This is a genomic window from Larkinella sp. C7, assembly GCF_006149005.1.
Classification (GTDB): domain Bacteria; phylum Bacteroidota; class Bacteroidia; order Cytophagales; family Spirosomataceae; genus Larkinella.
On the sequence record NZ_VBSL01000006.1, the window covers coordinates 33,442 to 53,999 of the forward strand.

At 48.3% G+C, this 20,558-nt stretch carries 19 protein-coding genes; 4 read left to right on the plus strand and 15 right to left on the minus strand.

All coding sequences use genetic code 11. The features are described 5' to 3' along the window. Nucleotides 1-73 precede the first annotated feature (73 nt). From FH871_RS16375 to FH871_RS16410, 8 genes are all read right to left on the minus strand, one after another. A complete protein-coding gene (locus FH871_RS16375; protein WP_138992502.1) occupies nt 74-970 on the minus strand; it encodes an NmrA family NAD(P)-binding protein in 897 nt (298 codons plus the stop codon). A 28-nt stretch (nt 971-998) separates the two neighbouring features. Beyond that, the gene (locus FH871_RS16380) at nt 999-1,937 is read right to left on the minus strand and encodes an alpha/beta fold hydrolase (protein ID WP_138992503.1); all 939 of its coding nucleotides are present in this window, start codon (nt 1,935-1,937) and stop codon (nt 999-1,001) included. A gap of 73 nt (nt 1,938-2,010) precedes the next feature. Continuing rightward, the gene (locus FH871_RS16385; RefSeq protein ID WP_138992504.1) at nt 2,011-2,574 is read right to left on the minus strand and encodes a Crp/Fnr family transcriptional regulator; all 564 of its coding nucleotides are present in this window, start codon (nt 2,572-2,574) and stop codon (nt 2,011-2,013) included. Between the two features lie 16 nt (nt 2,575-2,590). Further along, a complete protein-coding gene (locus FH871_RS16390) occupies nt 2,591-2,956 on the minus strand; it encodes a DUF2200 domain-containing protein (protein WP_138992505.1) in 366 nt (121 codons plus the stop codon). Between the two features lie 60 nt (nt 2,957-3,016). Then, a complete protein-coding gene (locus FH871_RS16395) occupies nt 3,017-3,610 on the minus strand; it encodes a dihydrofolate reductase family protein (protein ID WP_138992506.1) in 594 nt (197 codons plus the stop codon). 157 nt (nt 3,611-3,767) lie between these two features. Continuing rightward, nucleotides 3,768-4,193 (minus strand): DUF1801 domain-containing protein, encoded by a 426-nt coding sequence (locus FH871_RS16400; protein WP_138992507.1) that lies wholly within the window; start codon nt 4,191-4,193, stop codon nt 3,768-3,770. Nucleotides 4,194-4,275: 82 nt separating this feature from the next. Next, the gene (locus FH871_RS16405) at nt 4,276-4,776 is read right to left on the minus strand and encodes an SRPBCC domain-containing protein (protein WP_138992508.1); all 501 of its coding nucleotides are present in this window, start codon (nt 4,774-4,776) and stop codon (nt 4,276-4,278) included. Beyond that, on the minus strand, nt 4,766-5,098 hold the full coding sequence (locus FH871_RS16410; protein WP_138992509.1) for a helix-turn-helix transcriptional regulator: 333 nt from the start codon (nt 5,096-5,098) through the stop codon (nt 4,766-4,768). The genes FH871_RS16405 and FH871_RS16410 overlap by 11 nt, the downstream gene beginning before the upstream one ends. Nucleotides 5,099-5,349: 251 nt before the next feature. On the opposite strand from FH871_RS16410, the gene FH871_RS16415 reads away from it, so the two are divergent. Continuing rightward, nucleotides 5,350-6,072 (plus strand): DoxX family protein, encoded by a 723-nt coding sequence (locus FH871_RS16415; RefSeq protein WP_138992510.1) that lies wholly within the window; start codon nt 5,350-5,352, stop codon nt 6,070-6,072. A gap of 25 nt (nt 6,073-6,097) precedes the next feature. Here FH871_RS16415 and FH871_RS16420 read toward each other — a convergent pair whose 3' ends face one another. Together FH871_RS16420 and FH871_RS16425 are read right to left on the minus strand one after the other, a co-directional pair. Beyond that, the gene (locus FH871_RS16420; protein WP_138992511.1) at nt 6,098-6,499 is read right to left on the minus strand and encodes a DUF2809 domain-containing protein; all 402 of its coding nucleotides are present in this window, start codon (nt 6,497-6,499) and stop codon (nt 6,098-6,100) included. 166 nt (nt 6,500-6,665) lie between these two features. Next, a complete protein-coding gene (locus FH871_RS16425; protein WP_212768241.1) occupies nt 6,666-8,444 on the minus strand; it encodes a hypothetical protein in 1,779 nt (592 codons plus the stop codon). Nucleotides 8,445-8,963: 519 nt separating this feature from the next. Between FH871_RS16425 and FH871_RS16430 the strand changes: the two genes are divergently transcribed. The 3 genes from FH871_RS16430 (at nt 8,964) to FH871_RS16440 (ending at nt 13,837) form a co-directional block, all read left to right on the plus strand. Continuing rightward, on the plus strand, nt 8,964-11,771 hold the full coding sequence (locus FH871_RS16430) for a TonB-dependent receptor (RefSeq protein ID WP_138992512.1): 2,808 nt from the start codon (nt 8,964-8,966) through the stop codon (nt 11,769-11,771). Nucleotides 11,772-11,819: 48 nt separating this feature from the next. After that, on the plus strand, nt 11,820-13,172 hold the full coding sequence (locus tag FH871_RS16435; RefSeq protein WP_138992513.1) for a T9SS C-terminal target domain-containing protein: 1,353 nt from the start codon (nt 11,820-11,822) through the stop codon (nt 13,170-13,172). A 200-nt stretch (nt 13,173-13,372) separates the two neighbouring features. Beyond that, entirely contained in the window at nt 13,373-13,837 is a 465-nt protein-coding gene (locus tag FH871_RS16440) for an Rrf2 family transcriptional regulator (RefSeq protein ID WP_138992514.1), read from the plus strand. Nucleotides 13,838-13,929: 92 nt separating this feature from the next. Here FH871_RS16440 and FH871_RS16445 read toward each other — a convergent pair whose 3' ends face one another. From FH871_RS16445 to FH871_RS16465, 5 genes are all read right to left on the minus strand, one after another. Further along, on the minus strand, nt 13,930-15,405 hold the full coding sequence (locus tag FH871_RS16445; RefSeq protein ID WP_138992515.1) for a DUF4301 family protein: 1,476 nt from the start codon (nt 15,403-15,405) through the stop codon (nt 13,930-13,932). A gap of 118 nt (nt 15,406-15,523) precedes the next feature. Next, complete coding sequence (gene ybeY / locus FH871_RS16450) at nt 15,524-15,943, minus strand: rRNA maturation RNase YbeY (protein ID WP_138992516.1); 420 nt, start codon at nt 15,941-15,943, stop codon at nt 15,524-15,526. Nucleotides 15,944-16,043: 100 nt separating this feature from the next. Next, nucleotides 16,044-17,198: an acyltransferase family protein gene (locus tag FH871_RS16455; RefSeq protein ID WP_138992517.1), complete on the minus strand. Its 1,155-nt coding sequence runs from the start codon at nt 17,196-17,198 to the stop codon at nt 16,044-16,046. A 145-nt stretch (nt 17,199-17,343) separates the two neighbouring features. Next, nucleotides 17,344-19,617 (minus strand): ATP-dependent helicase, encoded by a 2,274-nt coding sequence (locus FH871_RS16460; RefSeq protein WP_138992518.1) that lies wholly within the window; start codon nt 19,615-19,617, stop codon nt 17,344-17,346. Nucleotides 19,618-19,733: 116 nt separating this feature from the next. Continuing rightward, the gene (locus tag FH871_RS16465) at nt 19,734-20,366 is read right to left on the minus strand and encodes a redoxin domain-containing protein (protein WP_138992519.1); all 633 of its coding nucleotides are present in this window, start codon (nt 20,364-20,366) and stop codon (nt 19,734-19,736) included. Nucleotides 20,367-20,558: the final 192 nt, after the last annotated feature.

The following is a 20,558-nucleotide window of genomic DNA, read 5'->3' on the forward strand; positions in this document are numbered from 1 at the left end:
GTCATACCACTTGATTGAAAAGAAAAGATCATGGTAGTTATGTAGAGCCTACCAATTGGTAGGCTCTACATACTTATTTTACAAAAGACTTGATAAATGCCAAACTCGTTGTCCAGGTCAGGTTTTTATACCGGTCATTCGCCAGTTGATGGTGTTGCGTCGAAAACATGGAATACATATACTGGCTTTGCTGCCATTTTGCATACAACTCCTGTTCACCAGCCGGGTTGTCGGCTCTTTGTTTGTGGATAAATCGGGCAAAGTCTTCGAGACTGGCTAGTTGGTGGAGCCTGAACTCCTGACCCGTTGCTTCTTTCACATCAGCCCGTAATCCACTGGGGCTGACCTGAAAACTGGCGATCTGCAAATCCCGGGGTGCACTGTCGTCCAGAGCCACTTCGGCGGTAAAGGCAGCGGTATCGTCCATAGTGGTGAAGTCCAGTTTCCAGTCTGCTTTTTCACCCCAGTAACCAATGCTCCTGTCTTTTAAGTTTAAAACCGGGGTATTGTATTTCAGGATGTCCGCAAAGGCCCCGTTGAAAATAGACGATGCCTGTATGGACGTGCTGTCCAGGTACGCTTTAAATTCTCTTCGTAAATCAAAATTCCGGTTTTCGCCCGGCACCAGGCCATTGTAATCCGTGCAAAAGTCGGATGGAATAAAGCGTGGAACCCCGGCTTGCAGGGCACCATCCAACATCCGCTTTTGTAAGTCCACAATGACATCGCCCAGGCCCGCGAGTGCGGACACCACGCAATGGATACCGGCACAGGCTTTCGCAATGTCATCAGGGCTGTTGAAATCAAACTCCATAACCTTGACGCCCATTTTGGCAAGCATTTCAATTTTTTCGGGATCAGACGACGGGCGAACGATGGCACTGACGTCTGCTTCTCGTTTTACTAATTCCCTACAGATTCTACTTCCTAAGTTACCGGTAGCACCGGCTACCAAAATTGCTTTTTTCATGTCTGAATTTTTATGACTGTTTGTTTCTCTAGGATGCCAGAAAGCTCAAAACCGCGTCCACTACTTGTTCCGGCTTCTCTTCATACAGGTAATGGCCACTTTCTAAAATCCCTAGTACGTGTACATCGTTTGCTACGTAGGGCAATCCCATTTTCATATACTGGTAGCTAATGTAACTCCCAATCCCTAATACCGGCATGGCAAGCGGCTGGTAGGTTTTTGCATCGTCGATATCCTGCGTAAAGGATTGATACCAGGCATTGGACGCCCGGATGCTGTCGGCTTCATTGTAAGCGGACGCATACACGGCTCGTTCAAACGCAGTCATTTTACGATCATCGATCATGACATAGTGAAAAAGCCAGTCCAGCAGGTATTGGAAACGTCCTTCCAGGATCTTTTCCGGCAATTCTTTTACCTGGTTAAATCCCATCCACCAGGCATACGGCATCCTGGCATCCATTTTTTCCGTAAACGTGCCGGCGGCTGGCATCAATGGCATTTGCATCATGCCTTCACTGGGGTGAGAGCCATCCAGAACAATGAGCTTTTGGGTGAATTCGGGGTAATTGAAAGCAAAACTCATGGCTACCATGCCGCCAATGTCGTGCCCCATGATATGAACCTTTTTTAAGCCAAGTTGCCGGACCAGCTCCCAAATATCCGTTGCCATCGTTTTCTTGTCGTAGCCCGACGCGGGTTTGTCCGAACTGCCCATGCCTCGGATGTCAACGATGATGACGCGGAAGGTTTTGGCCAGCTCGGTGGCAACCGGATGGTAGGAATACCAGGTTTGGGGCCAGCCGGGCAAACAAATCAGCGGCATGCCGCTACCGCCTTCTACGTAATGCAGCTTCACTCCGTTGACGGTTGCATACTGATTGGTAAAACCAGGGAAATCGTTAATCAATTCATCATCAGAATAGGGATTCTGAGGCTCCGGTGTGTGGTCTTTCGTTTGAGTCATCGTTTTGTTTTTAACGACTCAAAGGTAGACGGCTGGTGAAGCGCGAAAACTACCAAGTGGTAGATAATGAAAATTACCGGATGTTTTTTCGGATCCGGCTTAAAGCGTTGGGGGTAATGCCCAGCACCGCAGCCAGCTGTTTGATGGGTACTTTTTGTAAAAATTCCGGGTTGCTCATAAATTCCAGATACCGTTCTTCGGCTGACAGGGTCTGGAAATTCAAGATCTGATCGATCATTCGCACCGACATCGCTTCCCAGATTTTCCGGCCAAACTCTTCCCAAACGGGAACATGGCTGTATAAAAAGTCCATGTCCTTTTTATCAATCACAACCAGTTTCGAATCTTCAATGGCCTCAATCGTAAACCGGGACGGTTTTTGAGGATGGAGGCTGGAAATCTCGGTGAAAAACTCATTTTTAAACGTTACCCAGGTTGTATTTTCCTGGTCATTCCGGTCATAAAAAAACCGGACCCCGCCCGACACAATGAAGAAGTATTGCTTTGCGATTTGTCCTTTTCTCAGGATCGTTTTCCCTTTGGGGATTTGCCTTTCGGTGCACCGGGAAAGGACCAGTTGCAAATCGGAATCATCGATCCAGATAATGGTTTTTATAAATCGGATAAATTCTTCCATGATTGTCGCCGTTCGTCTACACAACGCGCAAAATTTTCTCCATCGCACGACCTTTCGCCAATTCATCCACCAGCTTGTCCAAATACCGGACCTGCTGCGTCAACGGATTCTCGATTTCTTCCACCCGATAGCCACAGATGGCCCCTGTAATGCGATGAGCAGCCGGGTTTAGTCTGGCATTTTGAAAGAAGGCTTCAAATGTCACCTTTTCTTCGATGAGTTCCTGCTGTCTTTTTTCATCAAAGCCGGTTAGCCAGGCAATTACCTGATGCAATTCGTCTTTTGTTCGGCCTTTCTTCTCCACTTTGGTGACATAGTGCGGGTATACTGAAGCGAAAGTCAGTTTTGCGATCCGCTCATCGTGTTCGGGCGTTGCTTTCATACCCTCTATTTTACTATAAATTCAGCTAACGGGCATGGTCTGTTCGGTATTTTTTCGATCTTAAGCTCCAACAGCACCGGTCTTGACTTCTCCCGCCCGCTGGTAACAGGCAATCAGTACACCACTTGGAGTAACGACATTCTCCGTTAGGGCAAAGGCTGCCGGGATCGGGCCATTGCCGAACAACTTTTTCCCTTCACCGAGCGTCAGGGGGTAAATTTTGAGCCGGAGTTCGTCCACTAAGTCATGCTGGAGTAGCAACTGAATAAGCTTGCTGCTGCCCCAAACCTGGAGGTCAGCCCCATCGGACTGTTTGAGCTTTTTGATAGCGGCCACGCTGTCGAGGAATACCGAGTTTTTCCAATCGGAGCTTGTCAGGGTTGTAGACAGGACATATTTGGTACCTTCATTGATCCCTGGCCATACATTTGCGTGCTTTGGCCAGTAGTCTTCCCAAATTTCAAAGGTTTTTCGACCCAACAGATAATCGGTCGGTTGCATCTCCTTTTGCACGACCTCACCACTCACTTCGTCACCATAGGGAGCCACCCAACCGCCATAGATAAAACCGCCTTCGGTATCTTCCCCAGGTCCGCCGGGTGCCTGCATGACGCCATCCAGGGTAATCATGGACAAAACAATTATTTTTCGCATCGTATCGGACGGTTTTAGTACGACATAAATCTCGCTAAAAAATCCACTTCAATGAGAGTGTGAATGCGACAAGTCTGATGGCTGAATGCGACCAGAATGGCGTGGCCAGTGTAGAAAGAGCATCATGTTCCCGGTCGGTGTCCGCGCCGACCGGGAACTAGTGCTCCTGCGCAAGACCGTATCGTATGGCCGCTTCCAGTACCGCGATGTGTATATCGTTCAGCGTTTTGAACTTGATGCAATAGCCGCTCACACTCGCCTTTCCGAGCGTTGTTCCATAGGTCTGGGCCAGGTAGGTCTTATCTTCAATCCCAAGAACATAGACGGATATACCGCTTGTGTTTGCACTGAGACCAATCTGATAAAACTCCCGGGTTGTTCCATCCGCGTAGCGAATGGTCCGAAATCCATAGCCAATGCTGGGGTTCGAAACTGTTTTATTTTCACTGTTTTTACCATCCAGAAACCATAATTTACCGGCAGGCAGTTCGCGCAGCATGGTGCGGTGCAACGCTTGCAGGTCGCTGCGTTTGGGTTCGGGCTGGCTACTGATATACTTTTCGATTTGCTCTTCGACGTTCATATCAAATGATGGGTTCCTTGCGTTGGCTTTCTGCTTTGGGCAAGCGACAACGGTGTTTTTACCGACGAATTGACAACGAAAATCAGTTTTGCGATAAAGTGGCCAATACGGTTTCCAGGTTGTTCAGGGCCATGCTGAATCCTTCTTTGAAGCCCATTTCAATCATTTTCTCCATGCGTTCGAGGGATTCATTGTAAATCGTGATACTGACTTTTGTCGTTCCGTTGTGTTCACTGAAATGTATATCCCAATCAGAACCGGGCAATTCAGGGTTTTCATTCGGGTCGGCAAAGGCATTGAGCAGCTTGAAATTGGTTTTTGGACTAATGGATGTGTATTTCTGAATGGCCCAGTGCTCTTGTCCTTCCGGGCTTACCATCGCGTAAAACCGTCGGCCACCCACTTCAAAATTCATAACTTTTGTTTTGGAAGTCCAGGGTTTGGGTGCCCACCATTGGTCAAGAATTTCCGGTTTGGTATACGCATCCCAAACGAGTGAAAGGTCAGCCGCAAATTCTCTGGTTATAAACACCGTTTTGGCGGCTTTGTCTACGGTAAAATCAACTGGCAACTCATTTTTCATTTTGCTGTTTTTTAAGGGTGGCTAATACAGTATCTAATTGGTTGAATCGATCTTCCCATAGTTGCCGGAATGGCTCGAGCCAGGTATCGATTTCTTTCATTTTGCCGATTTCAAGCTGGTAGTAAATTTCCCGGCCCGAAAGTTCCTGTTTTACCAGTTCGCATTCGGCCAATACTTTCAGATGCTTTGAAACCGCTTGCCGGCTGGTGTGAAAATGCTCGGCCAGTGCGTTCGGCGTCATTGCCTGCATGGCAATAAGCACCAGAATGGCCCGTCGTGTCGGATCGGCAATCGCCTGAAAAATGTCTCGTCTTGTTTCCATCTTTACCTATCTGCTACCATGTGGTTGCAAATATAAATGCAATTATCTGGTTGCGCAACTATTTTTCAAACTCAAAATTTGGGAATCTTGAAAGTCATAAGGTGTTACTTGTCTTTTGAAATGGAATCAAATTCTGTTACTTTGTATCTCAAAGTACTTCGAGTGAAAAGTTTGAGTCTGTATCGCATCGACCTGGAAGAAAGATAGAAGGAGTAAACACAAAATGATTCATAACCATCAACTCAACTTTTATGAGTTTATCAAGCCGGCTTACCCAGGTGTATGAGGAAGCAAAGGGAAACAAATGGTTTCATTATTTTGCCGTTTTCTGTCGCATCATGCTGGCGCTGGGATTCATTCCATCGGGGTTTGTCAAAGTGAATGGAGAACGGTTTGCCAGCGGTTTGTCCAACAACCATCCGCTGGGACACTATTTGGAAGCACTACACCAAACCGAATACTACTACACCTTTATCGGCATTTCGCAGTTGGCCATTGCGCTCTTGTTACTCATTCCAAGAACAGCACTTCTGGGTGCACTGATGTATTTTCCCATTATCCTGAATATTTGTATCCTGGCCTATGCTACCCGCTTTGAAGGTACTCGGATTACAACACTCATGTTGCTGGCCGATTTGTATTTATTGTGTTGGGACTACGACCGGATCAAGTCCATTTTACCGGTTAAACAAGGCAATGAAGCGGGCTACTCAGCAAGCAAAAAACCGTTGAGCAACCGATTTCCGTTCCTGTTTTTTGGGTGTGTTTTTGTGATGGTCGGAGCCGTAATCGTTGTAAACCAGTTTCTGTACGACATTCGACCGGGTAGTTCCCCGATGGAATGCACCAATGGATGTCCTGGCAATAGCAATCCAAAGGCCTGCGAAGACTTTTGTGACTGCATTCACAACCGGGGCAAACCGCTTCACGAGTGCCTGACCGTGTATAACAAAGCAAAGAGAACGAATCAATAGGCTGGCGAAACCGTACTGGAACAACTTAGGCTATTTTACTTCCGCTGCGATTCCACCGCCGGGCGGTTTTTGTCTTTTCAAGGTAGACAACAAAAAGAACGCCGAGGGTATACGCCAGTAAATCAATCCATTCAAAGGAGGTGCCAATCACGATTCGGGCCAGTTTATACTGTTGAAGACCCAGCCGCTCAACCAGGTTAAAGTATTGCAGCACTTCAAGCGTATAGGAAAATACCAAAACAAAGAGGGCCGTTGGTAAAACCGTTATGTTCAGGAAGGCGCGTAAAAAACAGTAGATCAAAATCACCACCAGGAAATCACCCACGTACGGTCGAATGAATTCATCATGGAGAAATAAGGCAATTAGGACTTCGGTGATGAAGAGGAGTAGGGCGAGGATGAAGTAGTGGGGGCGGAATTTTAGCAAGGTTTTGACTAGCGTGTTTTAGAAGTTGGTAGTTTCTTTTGGGACGGTTTTTCTCCGTTCTTGCTCGCATGTCGCGAGTGAGAGATAAAAGGAAGGGCTTCTAGCCTGAAGCCGGTTTTTGGTGTAAATTTCAAACTATTGCGACTCCTATCCACAGGGCTTCTGGCTAATTTTTTACTGTATATAAAATCTGTAAATCATCATCTATTTTCAACATAGTCAATATAAGCAACTTTAAGTATACGAAATAGTTATACTCGTGTTTTTGAATTTCTTCTGGGTTTGCTTGTGTGCCGTGTAAGTAACTATTTCTTAAATCTAATCCATTTGTAAACTCACTTTTGTTTAGGAAATAGTTGAAATAGGATTGTTCTGACTTTGAAAATAATGAACTCTCAAAGAATACTATATTTTCGGTTGCCATTTGTAGAGCTTCTTTCTGAAATTCTAAAGGATAACGATAGAAAGAAACAAATTCATTATCGTACAAATCTTTAAATATTAGAATCCTTTCCGTATTTGTAATCTGAATAAAACCGTTGTCGTCTAATTTGATAAAATTTTTACTTATCAAATAATTTAATTGTGGCTTTTGATGTTCTTCATACATGTTTAAGCTTACTTGTTCGTTCACAAGCAATTCGAAAAAAGTATGATATTTTTCTTCTTTGAATGGTTCAACGTAGGCGAGAAGTGTTTGGTCGGAGAAAAATAAATTTGAACAACTAACCATTTCTTTATTAGCAGCATTGAAATAGATATATTTATTTTTATTCAGGCTGGGAATGTCTTTAACTGAGTGTGGTGATGAAGATATTTGAAAAAGTTCAAAATCTATATTTCTATCTTCAACAAAAAGTTTGAATTGCTTTAAAATTGATTCGAATTCAGGTGCTAATAATCTTACTTTTTCAAAATATGAATTTTTTTCTGATGGTATTAAAAAACGAGCATTATCTGAAAAACTGTATATTTCTTGAAATACCGTTGTAAAAACATAATGTAAAATATTCTCTAATGATGTATCTAACTCGCTTACAATTTTGTTGTAACAATAAATCTGAGCTTGTGACGTCATCTCAGATAAGGAAAATATTTTACCAATCCTGTATTCATTTTGAGAGTAAACTCCCATAACTCTTTCAAGTGTACCCATTTGGTTTTTCTTGCTTACAAGACTTATTCTGTTTTGATTATCAAGAAATTTAAATAAGTATTTGAAATTTAGGAAGAGGAGATATGGGTTATCGTTTTTTCTAATAAAGTCCAAACTGTAAGTATAGTGCATCACAGATTTATCGTCAACGTAATCGTCTTTTATTTTACTTGTATTCTCTATAAAACTGACTGACACGCTATAAGTCTTCCCAGCTTTATCAGCAAAAAACCTTTCTGTCTCACTTTTGTGTAGCCGTTTTGCTTTTAGTCTTATCCTGTCTGAAATTTTGAAGTCGTTGCTATTCCTTACATTTTTAATTAGTTTAATGTAATTCAAGTTTGTTTCGGGTAATTCCAAATAATTTGAAATAATATTTTCTTTATCTGTAATGGTCAAACTTTTAGGAATAAATTTTTGGTTTTTATGAAATTCATCTTCAGATTCATAAAAAGAAAGCAAAATTTCAGCAGATTGCGGATAGGTTAATAAAAAATTCTTTAATTCTGTATTGTAGTAATCAACTATTCTTTTATGAGTTAAAATTTCATATATTAAGTGGGGTTCATTTTCAAGGATTTTACTAAAGTTTGGTTTTGATATTTGTTTGAATACATTATAATTACTTACTATTTCCCAAAATGAATGAATATAATTGTGTAATATTTGTTCGTATAATTCAGTTATATTGCTATCATTTATACTTGAAAAGAATTGTCCAGTTATCTTACCATATTCTGTCGCCTTTTGTTTGAAATTGTCAATTTCTTCTTGTATCCAGCTTTTCAAATACAATTCATTGTCAAAGTATTTTTTTAAGTTGTAAAGTTCTAAAAACTTCGTTGATGTCAGAATAATCGGATTTTATATCGTTTCTTAAAATATGTTCTCCTTTTGACAGTTGATGTCCACCTGCCATATCTTCTTTAGAATAGAATTCAACTCGGTTTAAATCATGTTTACGCATATTTCTTACGGACTGTTGCTATAGGGTTACATTTAACTCTTACAATATGCGAAATTTTTACCGTAATATATGTGTTTTGATTTGTGTTATTACAGAATCTTATGTATTTTATATATTTGCCTTCGGCTTGACTATTCATATCATTAGCGTAATCATTCAGCTTCAGTTGGCCGAACGAGCTTTTGATGTTTTGGGCTCGTTAGGATATTGATGTTTAAATAAAACCGCCCATTTTTCTACCCAACCCCCCGATCAAAATCACAACCCTCCCATAACCTTCCCGTAACATTGGGGTAATATAGCCACCCTACCTTTGGGTCGTCAAAAAACGACACCAAACCATGAAATTTCTTCTATCAGGAATCTGTTTACTTTTCCTCCAGTTCAGCGTCCTTGCCCAGAGCGGTTCCCTCAAAGGGACGATTAAAGACGCCAAAAACAACGAAGCCATCATCGGCGCCACCATTCAACTCGTCGGGGCAAACCCCGTCATCGGCTCGGTCACCGACGTTGAAGGGAATTTCGAGATCAACAAAGTGCCCGCGGGCGTTCACCAACTGCAAATCAGCTACGTTTCCTACGCCACCAAAACCATCGACAACGTGCGGGTGGAAGCCGGAAAAACCACATTGATCAACTCGGCACTCGCCGAAGACAACAAAACCCTCGCGGAAGTCATAGTAAAAGGCCAGCGCGGCACCAACACAGAGGTCGCCGTCATCACCGAAATCAAGCAGATCGAGCAGGTGGCCGTCGGGATTTCGGCGCAGCAGATTTCCCGCAGTCAGGACCGCGATGCGTCGCAGGTCATCCGCCGGGTGCCGGGCGTTTCCATTCAGGACGACCGCTTCATCATTGTCCGCGGGCTGAACGAACGTTACAATACCGTGATGCTGAACGACGTCATCACGCCGTCTACGGAGGTGGATATCAAGGCGTTCTCGTTCGACCTCATTCCGAGTTCGGCCATCGACCGGATGCTGATCTTCAAATCGGGAGCCGCCGAACTGCCGGGCGATTTCGGGGGTGGGATCATCAAAATCTACACCAAAACCATCCCGGACGCCAACAGTTTTTACGCCGGTATTTCGACTTCCTACCGGGGCAACACGACCTTCCAGAATCACAGTTCGTACCAGGGTGGCAAAACCGACTTCCTCGGTTTCGACGACGGCACGCGCCGGTTGCCGTCCAACTTCCCGTCGCAACGCCGGATCAACGCTTTCGGTGCGTCATCGGAGCCGGTCATCAACAAGTTTAAATCGTTGTCGCCCTACTTTGCGCTGAACAACAAAATGGTTTCGCCGGATTTGCGGGCGCAACTGGGCTTCAGCCGCCGGTTTTACCTGGGCAGCAAGGAACTGACTACGTTTACCAACCTGAATTACACCAACACGCACACGTTCTCGAACGTCGAGCAATACCGGTATTTTGCTGCCAACGCCACCACTGGTTTGAGCGATATTCAATACGCCTACAACGATCAGTTTTTGACCGAAAACACCCGCCTGGGTGTGTTGTCCAACTGGGCGCTGATTCTGAATCCGCGGACGAAAATCGAATTCCGGAACCTGTTCAACCAGTTGGGAACGAAAGAAACGACGCTGCGGAACGGCTATAACGACAACAACCTGGAGCTGAACAACTACGCGTTCCGCTACGAACAGAAAAGCATTTACACCGGTCAGTTGAACGGAACACACGAACTGAACGGCCAGAGCCGGTTGCGCTGGACGGGCGGTTTTGGCTTTACCAACCGCCAGGAGCCGGACTACCGCCGGTTCACGTCGAGCCGTCCGCAGGGCAGCAGCGAACCGTTCCGCATCGACGTTCCGCAGCAACCCAGCCCGACTTTCCAGAATGCCGCCCGGTTTTATTCGAACCTGACAGAATACGTCACCACGGGCCGCGTCGATTACGAATACAAAAAAGCTGCTCCCGCCGATACGGACGACAAACAGGTGTTGAAACTGCGCGCCGGGGTTTACAGCGAATACAAAGACCGGGTGTTCAAGGCGCGGTATTTCGGGATCGTCAACCCGAACAACGTGAGTGCCGAAGTCCTGTCGCAGTCGCCATCGCAATTCTTCCAGGCATCCAATCTGTCGTCCAGAGGATTGTATTACAACGAAGGCACGAACACGCAGGATCATTATGACGCCCAGAACCTGATGATGTCGGGTTATGTGGGCGCCTACCTTCCGCTGTCGGCCCGGTTTAACGCCACGCTCGGTTTCCGGGGCGAATACAACCGCCAGCAATTGCAAAGCGTCGTAAATGGCGTGCAGCCGATTAGGGTCGACAACCCGATTTTCAGCCCGCTGCCGTCGGTCAACGCGTCGTATAATCTGTCGGACAAATCGCTGTTCCGGGTCGCGTATAGCATGTCCGTCAACCGGCCGGAGTTCCGCGAGCTGGCACAGTTTGCCTATTATGACTTCAACTACGACGTGTCGCGCGTCGGGAATCCGAACCTGAAAATTGCCAAAATTCACAACGCCGACGTTCGCTACGAGTTTTATCCGGGCGAGGGCGAACTGATTTCGGTCGCCGGTTTCTACAAGTACTTCATCAACCCGATCGAAGCCAAAATCAACTATTCGGGCAGCGGGGTTTCCTACACCGTCGATAATGCCAACAACGCCTACAGCATGGGGGTCGAACTCGAAGCGCGGAAATCGCTGCGGGGTGTGAGCGGTTCCGGTTTTCTGGACAACATGACGGTTTTGCTGAATGCGGCTTTGATCAAAAGTTCGGTCATCAACTCCTTTGTCGGTCAGGAAAACAACCGGTCGTTGCAGGGGCAGTCGCCGTATCTGGTCAATGCCGGGGTGTATTACACCGATCCGAAGCAGGGCTGGCAGGTCAATGTGCTCTACAACGTCATCGGCCGCCGGATTTTTGCGGTGGGTGACCGGTCGGTGCAGCCGACGATTTACGAAATGCCACGTAACGTGATCGATTTAACGGTCACCAAGAAAGTGGGCGAACACCTTGAAATCCGGGCCGGTATTCAGGATCTGCTGAACCAGCCGTTCCGCCTGATTCAGGATTCCAATCTGGACAAGAAAATTACGGACAGCGATGATGTGTACCAGCGTTTCAAACGCGGCTCGTACTCGACGGTGGGGGTAACCTACAAATTCTAATGCGTTTCAAGTCAATTTAATCAATACACACAACCAATTTAAGCAAGTATGAAAAAGTTAACAACCTGGATGCTGGCCTTGCTATTGAGCGTCGTATCGCTGGGTCTGATGGTTTCCTGTACCAATGACGACGACGATGATGATGATCTGGGTGTAGTGCCTGTGCCGGGTACACTGACCGAGGTAAGCGGAAATATTACAGCCAATACGACCTGGTCGGCCAAAAATCAGTATCTGTTGAAAAGCTTTGTCTATGTGCAGCCGGGCGTGACGCTGACCATTGAACCGGGTACGGTCATCAAAGGCGATCAGCCATCGAGAGGAACGCTGTTTATCCTGCCGGGTGCTAAAATCATTGCCGACGGAACGAAGGAGAAACCCATCGTTTTTACATCCAATCAGGCCATCGGTTCACGCCGGGCGGGCGACTGGGGTGGTGTCGTTATCATGGGAAAAGCCCCTGCCAACAAAAAAGATTTTAAAATTGAAGGGGAAGAAGTATCGGTGGTACCGGGTGGTACGACGGGCGATGCTGCCGACAATTCCGGGATTCTGCGGTATGTCCGCATCGAGTTTGGCGGTATTGCATTCCAGACCGACAAAGAAATCAATGGGTTGACGCTGGCCGGTGTGGGCAGCGGCACGGTGATCGACTACGTACAGGTTTCGTACAGCGGTGACGACGCCATCGAATGGTTTGGCGGAACGGTTAATGCCAAACACTTAGTGTCTTACCGGACGCTGGACGATGATTTCGATACAGATTATGGCTTTAGCGGCAATGTGCAGTACGGTTTGATTCTGCGCGATCCGGCGGTTGCCGATCAGTGTAATTGTTCGGACTCCAACGGTTTTGAATCGGACAACGACGGAACCGGTTCGGCCGATCTGCCACAGACGTCGGCCAAATTTGCCAACATCAGTGTCTTTATGGGTAGCGGTACGGTAAACAGCAAATACCGGTCAGCTTTCCGGATTCGCCGGAATTCTGCCATCAGCATCTACAACTCGACCGTGGTAGGTGCGTTCCCGAAAGGTGGTCTGGAACTGGAAGCAGATGCTACGCAGAATAACTTCAAAACCGGCAAAAGTGATTACCGTGGTTTGGCCATTGTGAACAGCAAAGCGGTGGTTTCGGGCGATACGGTTATGCTGAAAGCTACCGATCGCAAAAACATGCTGGGTGCGAAAGAAGCGGATCTGAAATTGCCCGCCAACTTCAACGTATTAACCGGCAAGCCGGGCATTCTGCCCCAAACCGGTTCTCCCTTGCTGACGGGCGGTGTAACGCTGCCAACGGGCTTCGAAACCAATACGGTTATGGGGGCTTTCGGAACGACGGACTGGACCGAAACCTGGACCAACTTTGATCCGCAGAATACAGACTATACCTTGAAGTAACTCTCTCAATTCTTTATATTTGGTGTCGCACGAAAAGGCCGGGGCTTTGCTCCGGCTTTTTTCTTATTTTTACCCCATACCGTGCGGACACCATTCACTACCAAATCTATTGAGGAACTTGTCTATAGACTAATAAGTTAATATCTTGTCTGGTTGTACGCCAAAACCGACACCTGAAACCGTTTCATATCCGTAACGCAATGATTTCAAAGAAAGCCAAGTATGCCATCAAAGCCCTGAAAGTTCTTACCGAAGAATTTGGCAAGGGGCCGATCCTGATTTCGTATATTTCGGCGAAAGAGAACATTCCTAAAAAATTCCTGGAAGCGATTTTACTGGAGTTGAGGAACCACGGCATTTTGCAAAGCCAGAAAGGCAAAGGGGGCGGTTATCTGCTGCGCGTCGATCCCGAACGGGTCAATCTGGCCCAGGTTCTGCGTGTCATCGACGGCCCGATTGCTCCAACGCCCTGCGTTTCCCTCAATTTTTACGTTCGCTGCGACGACTGCAACGACGAAGTAACCTGCGCCATTCGCCCGATTATGGAGCGCGTCCGGGACGCGAATCTGGCGGTCTACGAACAAACCACCCTATCAGCCTTTGCCCGCCGGGAAGCCGAACACCAGGAAGTGGTTGTTAGTCTGGTCGATACGGAGAATAAATAGTTTACGGTATACGGTTTTCAGTTTACGGTGGCTACCGCATGCTTAGTGACGCGTCAGCCACCGTAAACCAAATACTGAAAACCGTAAACCCTTTAAACCGGCTGGTGCTCTTTCCGCAGCAGATCATTCACGGTTTTCACCGGATTGAACGTAATCAGCGGCACTTCGACAAAAACTGTGTTCCAGTCGGCCATCGCGCCATTCCACAATCCCGGCAATTCCTGTGCTTTCAGTTCCTTCCCATCTTTCGATTTTGCGGTATTGAAACCCGTTTGCGGATCGCGGTAAGCGGGCAGGTTATACTTTTCGCCTTCCCGGTTTTTCAGCGCACACACCAGATCGACCGGATTGAAGTGTGTCGCCTGATCGAAAATCTGTTTCTGCTCGGCGTTTTTGAGGTCAATCTGCGCCGATTCCACGATTTGCAGCGAAACCGAACCGTCGGCGTTTTTTGCCCAGAACGGCCCTCCACCGGGTTCACCTACGTTCTGCACCATGCCACAGGCCCGCAGCGGCCGGTCGAGTTTCTTCCGGAAATACTCCACTTTCTCGTCCTGGAGCCAGGTATCAAAACCGTCGGGCGGGAGAATGCAGAGCGTCGTCCGCAGAAATTCATCGAGTTCGGCCAAGTAGCCTTCGCTGATCATATCGTCGCCGAGGATTTCCTGAAACCGGAAAATTTGCTGCTGAATGTCGAGCAGAATGGCACCCAATACTTTTTTGTAGGTGATGGTCGGCTCTTTCAGGGCATCCGGCACCACGTTGTCGATGTTTTTGATGAACACCACGTCGGCGTCGATATCGTTCAGGTTTTCGATCAGCGCACCGTGACCCGCCGGGCGGAACAGCAGCGAACCGTCGGCGTTGCGGAACGGCGTGTTGTCGGGGTTGACCGAGATGGTATCCGTCGATTTTTTCTGTTCCGAAAATGTGATTTCAAACGTAACGCCCAGTTTGGCTTCATACTCCGGCTGCACGCGTTCGATGAGGTCTTCAAACCGGCTGCGGTGTTCGGGTGAAACCGTGAAGTGAATCCGGACGCGGCCATTCGAATTGGCGTATGCCGCGCCTTCGATCAGGTGCTCTTCTACGGGCGTGCGCGGTCCTTCGGGATACCGGTGAAACAGCAGCAGTCCTTTGGGTAAACTGCCGTAATCCAGTCCCTCTTCCGTAAGCAGTGCCGACAGAACGTGGTGGTTGGGCTCGCCCGAAACGCCTTTCAGGGCGTCGTAAAAGGCAAAATCGGACAGGCGGTTGAAAAATTCTTCCACCGATTTATCGGTTTTTCCTTCCAGCGCGGCAAACAGCGACTTGAACATCCGCGTGGCCGCTCCCGATGCCGGCACAAATTTCAGCAGCGACAGGGCCGGAGCTTTCTGGTCGAAACCCGCCACGATGCCAGCCAGTGCCTGCTCATCGACGCGGATTAGACCGTCGCCCACCGTAGCCGCTTTGATGACGGGCAGATACGGGAAGTTATCGACAAAATGCTGGATCTGTTCTTCAACCTGCTCGAGCGTAGCGCCCTGCGCCAGAATCTGATGCTGATCTACTTCAGTGAATTGCATAGAATAATTCGGTAAGAGATGCGGTTGTTGTACGAATGGCAAATACGGGAATTTGCGGGTTTCAATCAAGGCGTAAAAAAGTAAAAGATCAGACGGTTCGCAAATGGGTTGATATCTGTTAAATTCCCCAACTCGCTAAACTTTCTTCTTCTTTCTCCCGCATTCGTTTCACTTCCTCATCGGTTTTGTCGCCGTAGCCGCAGAGGTGCAGCAAACCGTGCGCCAGCACCCGCCGGAGTTCCTGCTCTTCCGGAATCGTCAGTTGCCGGGCGTTGTCGCGGACGCGGTCGATGCTGACAAAAATGTCGCCTTCCAGCCGGTTTTCTTCTTCTGAATTGTCAAAGGTGATGATGTCGGTGTAATAATCGTGTTCCAGATACTCGCGGTTCACCTGAAGCAGATACTCGTCGGAGCAGAAAATGTAGTTCAACTCACCAACGCTGAACCCTTCTTTCAACGCCAGCTTGGTGAGCCACTGCCGGGTGGGAATTTTCCGGGAAAGTGTAAAGGAAATGTCTTCCGTAAAAAATCGAATCATACCGCAAAGATAACCAACCTTGTGGATGGGAACGCGGATGGAACGGATTAAACCGATTGACGCAGATAATCTGTTCCATCCGCCTAATCCGTTCCTATCGCTATATTTTGACGAAAATTTTGTGTCGGTAGAGGATATACAGAAACGTCCAGACCAGTGCGAGCGCACCCAGCGCGTTCAGCGATTCATGAAACGGTTCGGGGGTATGCCGGTAGAAGCCTTCAAACAACAATTTGGAGGTGTGGTTAAAATCGATAAACCGATACGCCAGGTAAACGACCAGCGAATTTACCCCGATCACCTTGAAGAAAAAGGACCATTTCCGAAAGCCCAGCACGTCGATGAGGCCGTAAAAAAGTGCCAGAAACAGCGCGCCCATGCCCGCCGTAACCAGAATGAAAGAGCTGGTCCACAAGTGCTTGTTGATCGGGAAATGCAGGCTCCAGAGCAGGCCGATTCCAATGCTGTACAGGCCGGGTGCCACCAGATAGGTGAGTTTCGTCCGTTCAGATCGATCCGATTGCAGCAGTTCTCCGGCCACCGTTCCCAAAACCGCCAGACAAAGCGCCGGAAACTGCGTCAGCAGGGCCAGTTCATCGTAGGTTTTCTGGAGCAACCGCCCAGGCATAAACGTCCGGTCGAACCAGCCGACCAGATTGCCTTCAAACGACAGATCTCCGCTGCCGAAGCCGGGAACCGGAATCAGAACCAGGGCGGCATAGTAAGCCAGCAGAATACCGCCCGCTGTATAGAGCCGCTGTTTCCAGGAAAAGTTCAGGAATAAAACCGTGGCAACCAGCGTGGCCAGGCCGATGCGGCCCAAAACCGTCCCGTACCGGATGTTCGCCGGGTCGAATACATCCAGCGGAATGTTTTTATCGAGAATACCCAGCAGGTAAAGAATGACAAACCGGCGAAACGCTTTTCTGTATAAAACGGGCTTGTCGATGCCTTTGGCTACGGCCGTTTGCAAAGAAAAAGAAAGCGAAACACCGGAGAGAAACAGGAACAGGGGAAAGATAAAGTCGTAAAACGTAAACCCGTTCCAGGCTGGATGCGTCAACTGATCGCCCATCCAGTCGACCCAGCCTAAACCGGTTTTTCCATTGAGTCGTTCGATGAACGCGCCCCCACCCGCAATCAGCAGCATATCGAACCCGCGGAGGGCATCGATGGAGAGCAATCGTTTGGCTTTAACGGTAACCACTTCTTGCGCTTGAAGGGGTACAGAACCGGCATTGACATCGGATACCATACGGGTAGGGAATCGTTTGAGTCAAAAGGAGATAAAGGGGCTGGTATACTGATTCATAAGAGAATCAGGAGTCATTTTTTCCACTTGATCAAACGAACAAACCTGCAAGGTCTTAAAGACCTTGCAGGTTTTCAGGCTTTCAGTCTCACACAATTTTCAACTTGGCAAAACTCAGCAGCAACGTCTTTTCTCCCGCCGTTTCGAACTTGATCACCGCTTTCCGGTCGTTGCCGTTCTGGTCGATTTTCTGAACCAGCCCGAAGCCAAATTTGAGGTGTTCGACGCGCATGCCCTCCGCCAGTTTCGATGTATCGCTGGGCGTGAAATCGGTGGATGGAACGTGGGCTACTGCCGGTTGCGGAGCTTGTTGCTTAGCGGTTTTCTGGGCCAGACTCCGCACAAAACTCATTGATCCACCAGCGGGTGTGTCTCGTTTTAATTCCTGGCTTTCTTCCCGTTCCGCCTTGCGGGTTTTGGCTACTTTCAGGAAGGCGGGGTCGATTTCCATCAAAAACCGGCTGGGCTCACAGACTTTCAGCCGCCCATAATGATACCGGGATTCGGCATAAGAAACCGTCAGTTTCTTCTCGGCGCGCGTGATGGCGACGTAAAACAGCCGCCGTTCCTCTTCCAGGTCCGCCCGGCTTTCGAGCATCATCTGCGACGGAAACAGATCTTCCTCCAGCCCGACGATATACACATTCCGGAACTCCAGCCCTTTGGCTCCGTGGATGGTCATCAGGGTCACTTTGTCGTTGTCGCCGTCGTCATCTTTTTCGTCGGCGCTGGTCAGCAGCGAAACCACCTGCAAAAAGGCGCTGAGGCTCTTGTCATCGTTGTCCGGATTGTCGACAAATTCCTTGATCGAGTTCAACAACGCCTGCACGTTTTCGTAGCGTGACAGCCCTTCAACGGTTTTGTCGTCGTACAGCTCTTTCAGAATCCCGGAGGTTTTGGCCACGTGAGCGGCCACGTCATAGGCGTCTTTCTTGTCGAGCAGCAACTGATAACTCTTGATCAGATCGGCAAAAGCTTCAATGGCAATCCCGGCCCGTCCGGCGACGTATTTGTTGACGTTGCTCACCACTTCCCAGATCGGCACCTGATTTTCGGAAGCGACCACCGCAATTTTCGCAACGGTGGTGTCGCCAATCCCGCGTTTGGGCAGGTTGATGATCCGTTTGAAGGCTTCCTCGTCGCTCTGGTTGACCGTAAAACGCAAATACGCCAGCAGGTCCTTGATTTCTTTGCGCTGGTAAAACGACAGACCGCCGATGATCCGGTATTTAATGTTCAGTCGCCGGAGGGCTTCCTCAAATGCCCGCGATTGCGCGTTGGTGCGGTAGAGAATGGCAAAATCCGTGTTGTGCAGCCCGTCCTGCATCTTGGCTTCGAAGAGCGACGTGGCAATCAGGCGACCCTCCTCGTTGTCGGAAGCGGCTTTGATGACATCGATCAGCGTGCCGTCTTCGTTGTCGGTAAAAACGCTTTTGCGCAACTGCGCCCGGTTTCGGGCAATAATGGAATTAGCCGCGTTGACGATGGTTTTGGTCGAGCGGTAATTCTGCTCCAGTTTAATCGTGCGAACGTCCGGGAAATCTTTCTCAAAATTCAGAATGTTCTCGATGTTGGCACCCCGGAAGGCGTAAATGCTCTGCGCATCGTCGCCAACGACGCAGATATTCTGGTTAACCGCCGATAATTTCCGGGTGATGAGGTACTGCGACACGTTCGTATCCTGAAACTCATCGACCAGCACGTGTTTGAATTTGTGCTGGTATTTGTTCAGAATGTCGAGGTGATCGCGGAAAAGCACATTTGTGTTGAACAGCAGATCGTCGAAATCCATGGCGTTGGCCTGAAAGCAACGCAGGGTGTAGGCTTTGTAGATCCGGCCGATTTCGGGCATCCGGGCGGCTGCATCATCCGTCTGAATCAATGGATTGGCCAGGTAGTCCGCCGGGCCGACGAGCCGGTTTTTAGCGCCCGAAATCCGCGAAAAGACGACATTGGCGCGATAAATTTTATCGTCCAGCCCGAATTCCTTGATGATGCTTCGCAGCAGCGATTTGGAATCGTCGGTATCGTAAATGGAAAAGTTGCTGGTAAAACCCAGAGCCTTGGCTTCGATCCGCAGAATTTTGGCAAAGACGGAGTGAAAAGTCCCCATCCAGATGTTGCGGGCTTCCGTACCCACCACACTCTCGATCCGGTGACGCATTTCACCGGCGGCTTTGTTGGTAAAGGTCAGCGACAAAATCCGGAACGGATCGACGCCTTTTTCAATCAGATGCGAAATCCGGTAGGTCAGTACGCGGGTTTTTCCCGATCCTGCACCAGCTATAATAATCAGCGGGCCGTCGCCATGCAGCACGGCCTGCCGCTGAGGTTCATTTAAGGTTGAAATATAATCCGTCATCAACTGCGCTCCGCTTCAGGTTTAATCGTCTTGAAAGAACATTCAAAACTACTAAAAAAGTTGCGGATGACCGGATGTACGCCCGGACTAAAGTCCGGAGGCACGTCCGGGGTACGTTAAGCGGCCAGACTCAATAACGCCGTTTGCTGCCCGTTGATGTGGTGCAGCAATTCACCAGCGGGGAAAGTTTCCGTAAAATTCCGGTCGGCATAGCTGAACTGAATCTGCCGGTTGGGCGCTACCACAAACAAGGCCGGGTAGGGGACATCCTCTGTAATCCCGGCAATCAGGTTCCAGACCGGATCTTCGGTTGAATAAACGCCGAATTTGGCCGCAATCTGGTTGTCAACATCCTGCGCAATTGTGAACGGCAGATCGTGTTGCTCAACCAGTGTTTGCAGCGATTCGAGGGAATCCGGTGACAACACCAGCAAGGTCCCGCCGTTCTCCTGAATATGGGTGTAAAGCCGGGTCAGTTTTTGCAGATAGCGGTTGCCGTAGCCACTCCAGCCAGCACTGTAAAAAGCGATGATCAGCGGGCCGGTTTGCAGCCAGTCGTGCAAATGAACGGTTTTGGAATAGTCCGTTTGCCACGTGATATACTGCCCGATGGCCCGCTGGCGGTGAACGCCAAACAACGGGGCTTTTTCACCCACTTTCAGGGGCGAAATGGGCGTTAATTTCCGAAATACTTGTGGAATGGAATACAAGTCAGAATCTTCGGGGATAGAATCAAAAAAGGTTGCCATTGTAAGTAAGTTTATAGACTATATAGATTTTAAGTCAATTAAAAGAATCGACGTGGGCAGATGGGTTGAACCAGTGCATGCACCGGTTTCACGTTAACTGATTCGTCGGGTAGAAATTGGGTAACAGGGAAGGAAGAGATGGGCTAACAGCCCATCAGGAATCGCTGCCAACAACAGCCATTCACCCAAACG

Excerpts from the sequence above, each read along its gene's own strand:
- FH871_RS16375 (WP_138992502.1), bottom strand. The coding sequence starts at position 970 with ATGAAAAAAGCAATTTTGGTAGCCGGTGCTACCGGTAACTTAGGAAGT.
- FH871_RS16380 (WP_138992503.1), bottom strand. The coding sequence starts at position 1,937 with ATGACTCAAACGAAAGACCACACACCGGAGCCTCAGAATCCCTATTCT.
- FH871_RS16385 (WP_138992504.1), bottom strand. The coding sequence starts at position 2,574 with ATGGAAGAATTTATCCGATTTATAAAAACCATTATCTGGATCGATGAT.
- FH871_RS16390 (WP_138992505.1), bottom strand. The coding sequence starts at position 2,956 with ATGAAAGCAACGCCCGAACACGATGAGCGGATCGCAAAACTGACTTTC.
- FH871_RS16395 (WP_138992506.1), bottom strand. The coding sequence starts at position 3,610 with ATGCGAAAAATAATTGTTTTGTCCATGATTACCCTGGATGGCGTCATG.
- FH871_RS16400 (WP_138992507.1), bottom strand. The coding sequence starts at position 4,193 with ATGAACGTCGAAGAGCAAATCGAAAAGTATATCAGTAGCCAGCCCGAA.
- FH871_RS16405 (WP_138992508.1), bottom strand. The coding sequence starts at position 4,776 with ATGAAAAATGAGTTGCCAGTTGATTTTACCGTAGACAAAGCCGCCAAA.
- FH871_RS16410 (WP_138992509.1), bottom strand. The coding sequence starts at position 5,098 with ATGGAAACAAGACGAGACATTTTTCAGGCGATTGCCGATCCGACACGA.
- FH871_RS16415 (WP_138992510.1), top strand. The coding sequence starts at position 5,350 with ATGAGTTTATCAAGCCGGCTTACCCAGGTGTATGAGGAAGCAAAGGGA.
- FH871_RS16430 (WP_138992512.1), top strand. The coding sequence starts at position 8,964 with ATGAAATTTCTTCTATCAGGAATCTGTTTACTTTTCCTCCAGTTCAGC.
- FH871_RS16435 (WP_138992513.1), top strand. The coding sequence starts at position 11,820 with ATGAAAAAGTTAACAACCTGGATGCTGGCCTTGCTATTGAGCGTCGTA.
- FH871_RS16440 (WP_138992514.1), top strand. The coding sequence starts at position 13,373 with ATGATTTCAAAGAAAGCCAAGTATGCCATCAAAGCCCTGAAAGTTCTT.
- FH871_RS16445 (WP_138992515.1), bottom strand. The coding sequence starts at position 15,405 with ATGCAATTCACTGAAGTAGATCAGCATCAGATTCTGGCGCAGGGCGCT.
- ybeY (WP_138992516.1), bottom strand. The coding sequence starts at position 15,943 with ATGATTCGATTTTTTACGGAAGACATTTCCTTTACACTTTCCCGGAAA.
- FH871_RS16455 (WP_138992517.1), bottom strand. The coding sequence starts at position 17,198 with ATGGTATCCGATGTCAATGCCGGTTCTGTACCCCTTCAAGCGCAAGAA.
- FH871_RS16460 (WP_138992518.1), bottom strand. The coding sequence starts at position 19,617 with ATGACGGATTATATTTCAACCTTAAATGAACCTCAGCGGCAGGCCGTG.
- FH871_RS16465 (WP_138992519.1), bottom strand. The coding sequence starts at position 20,366 with ATGGCAACCTTTTTTGATTCTATCCCCGAAGATTCTGACTTGTATTCC.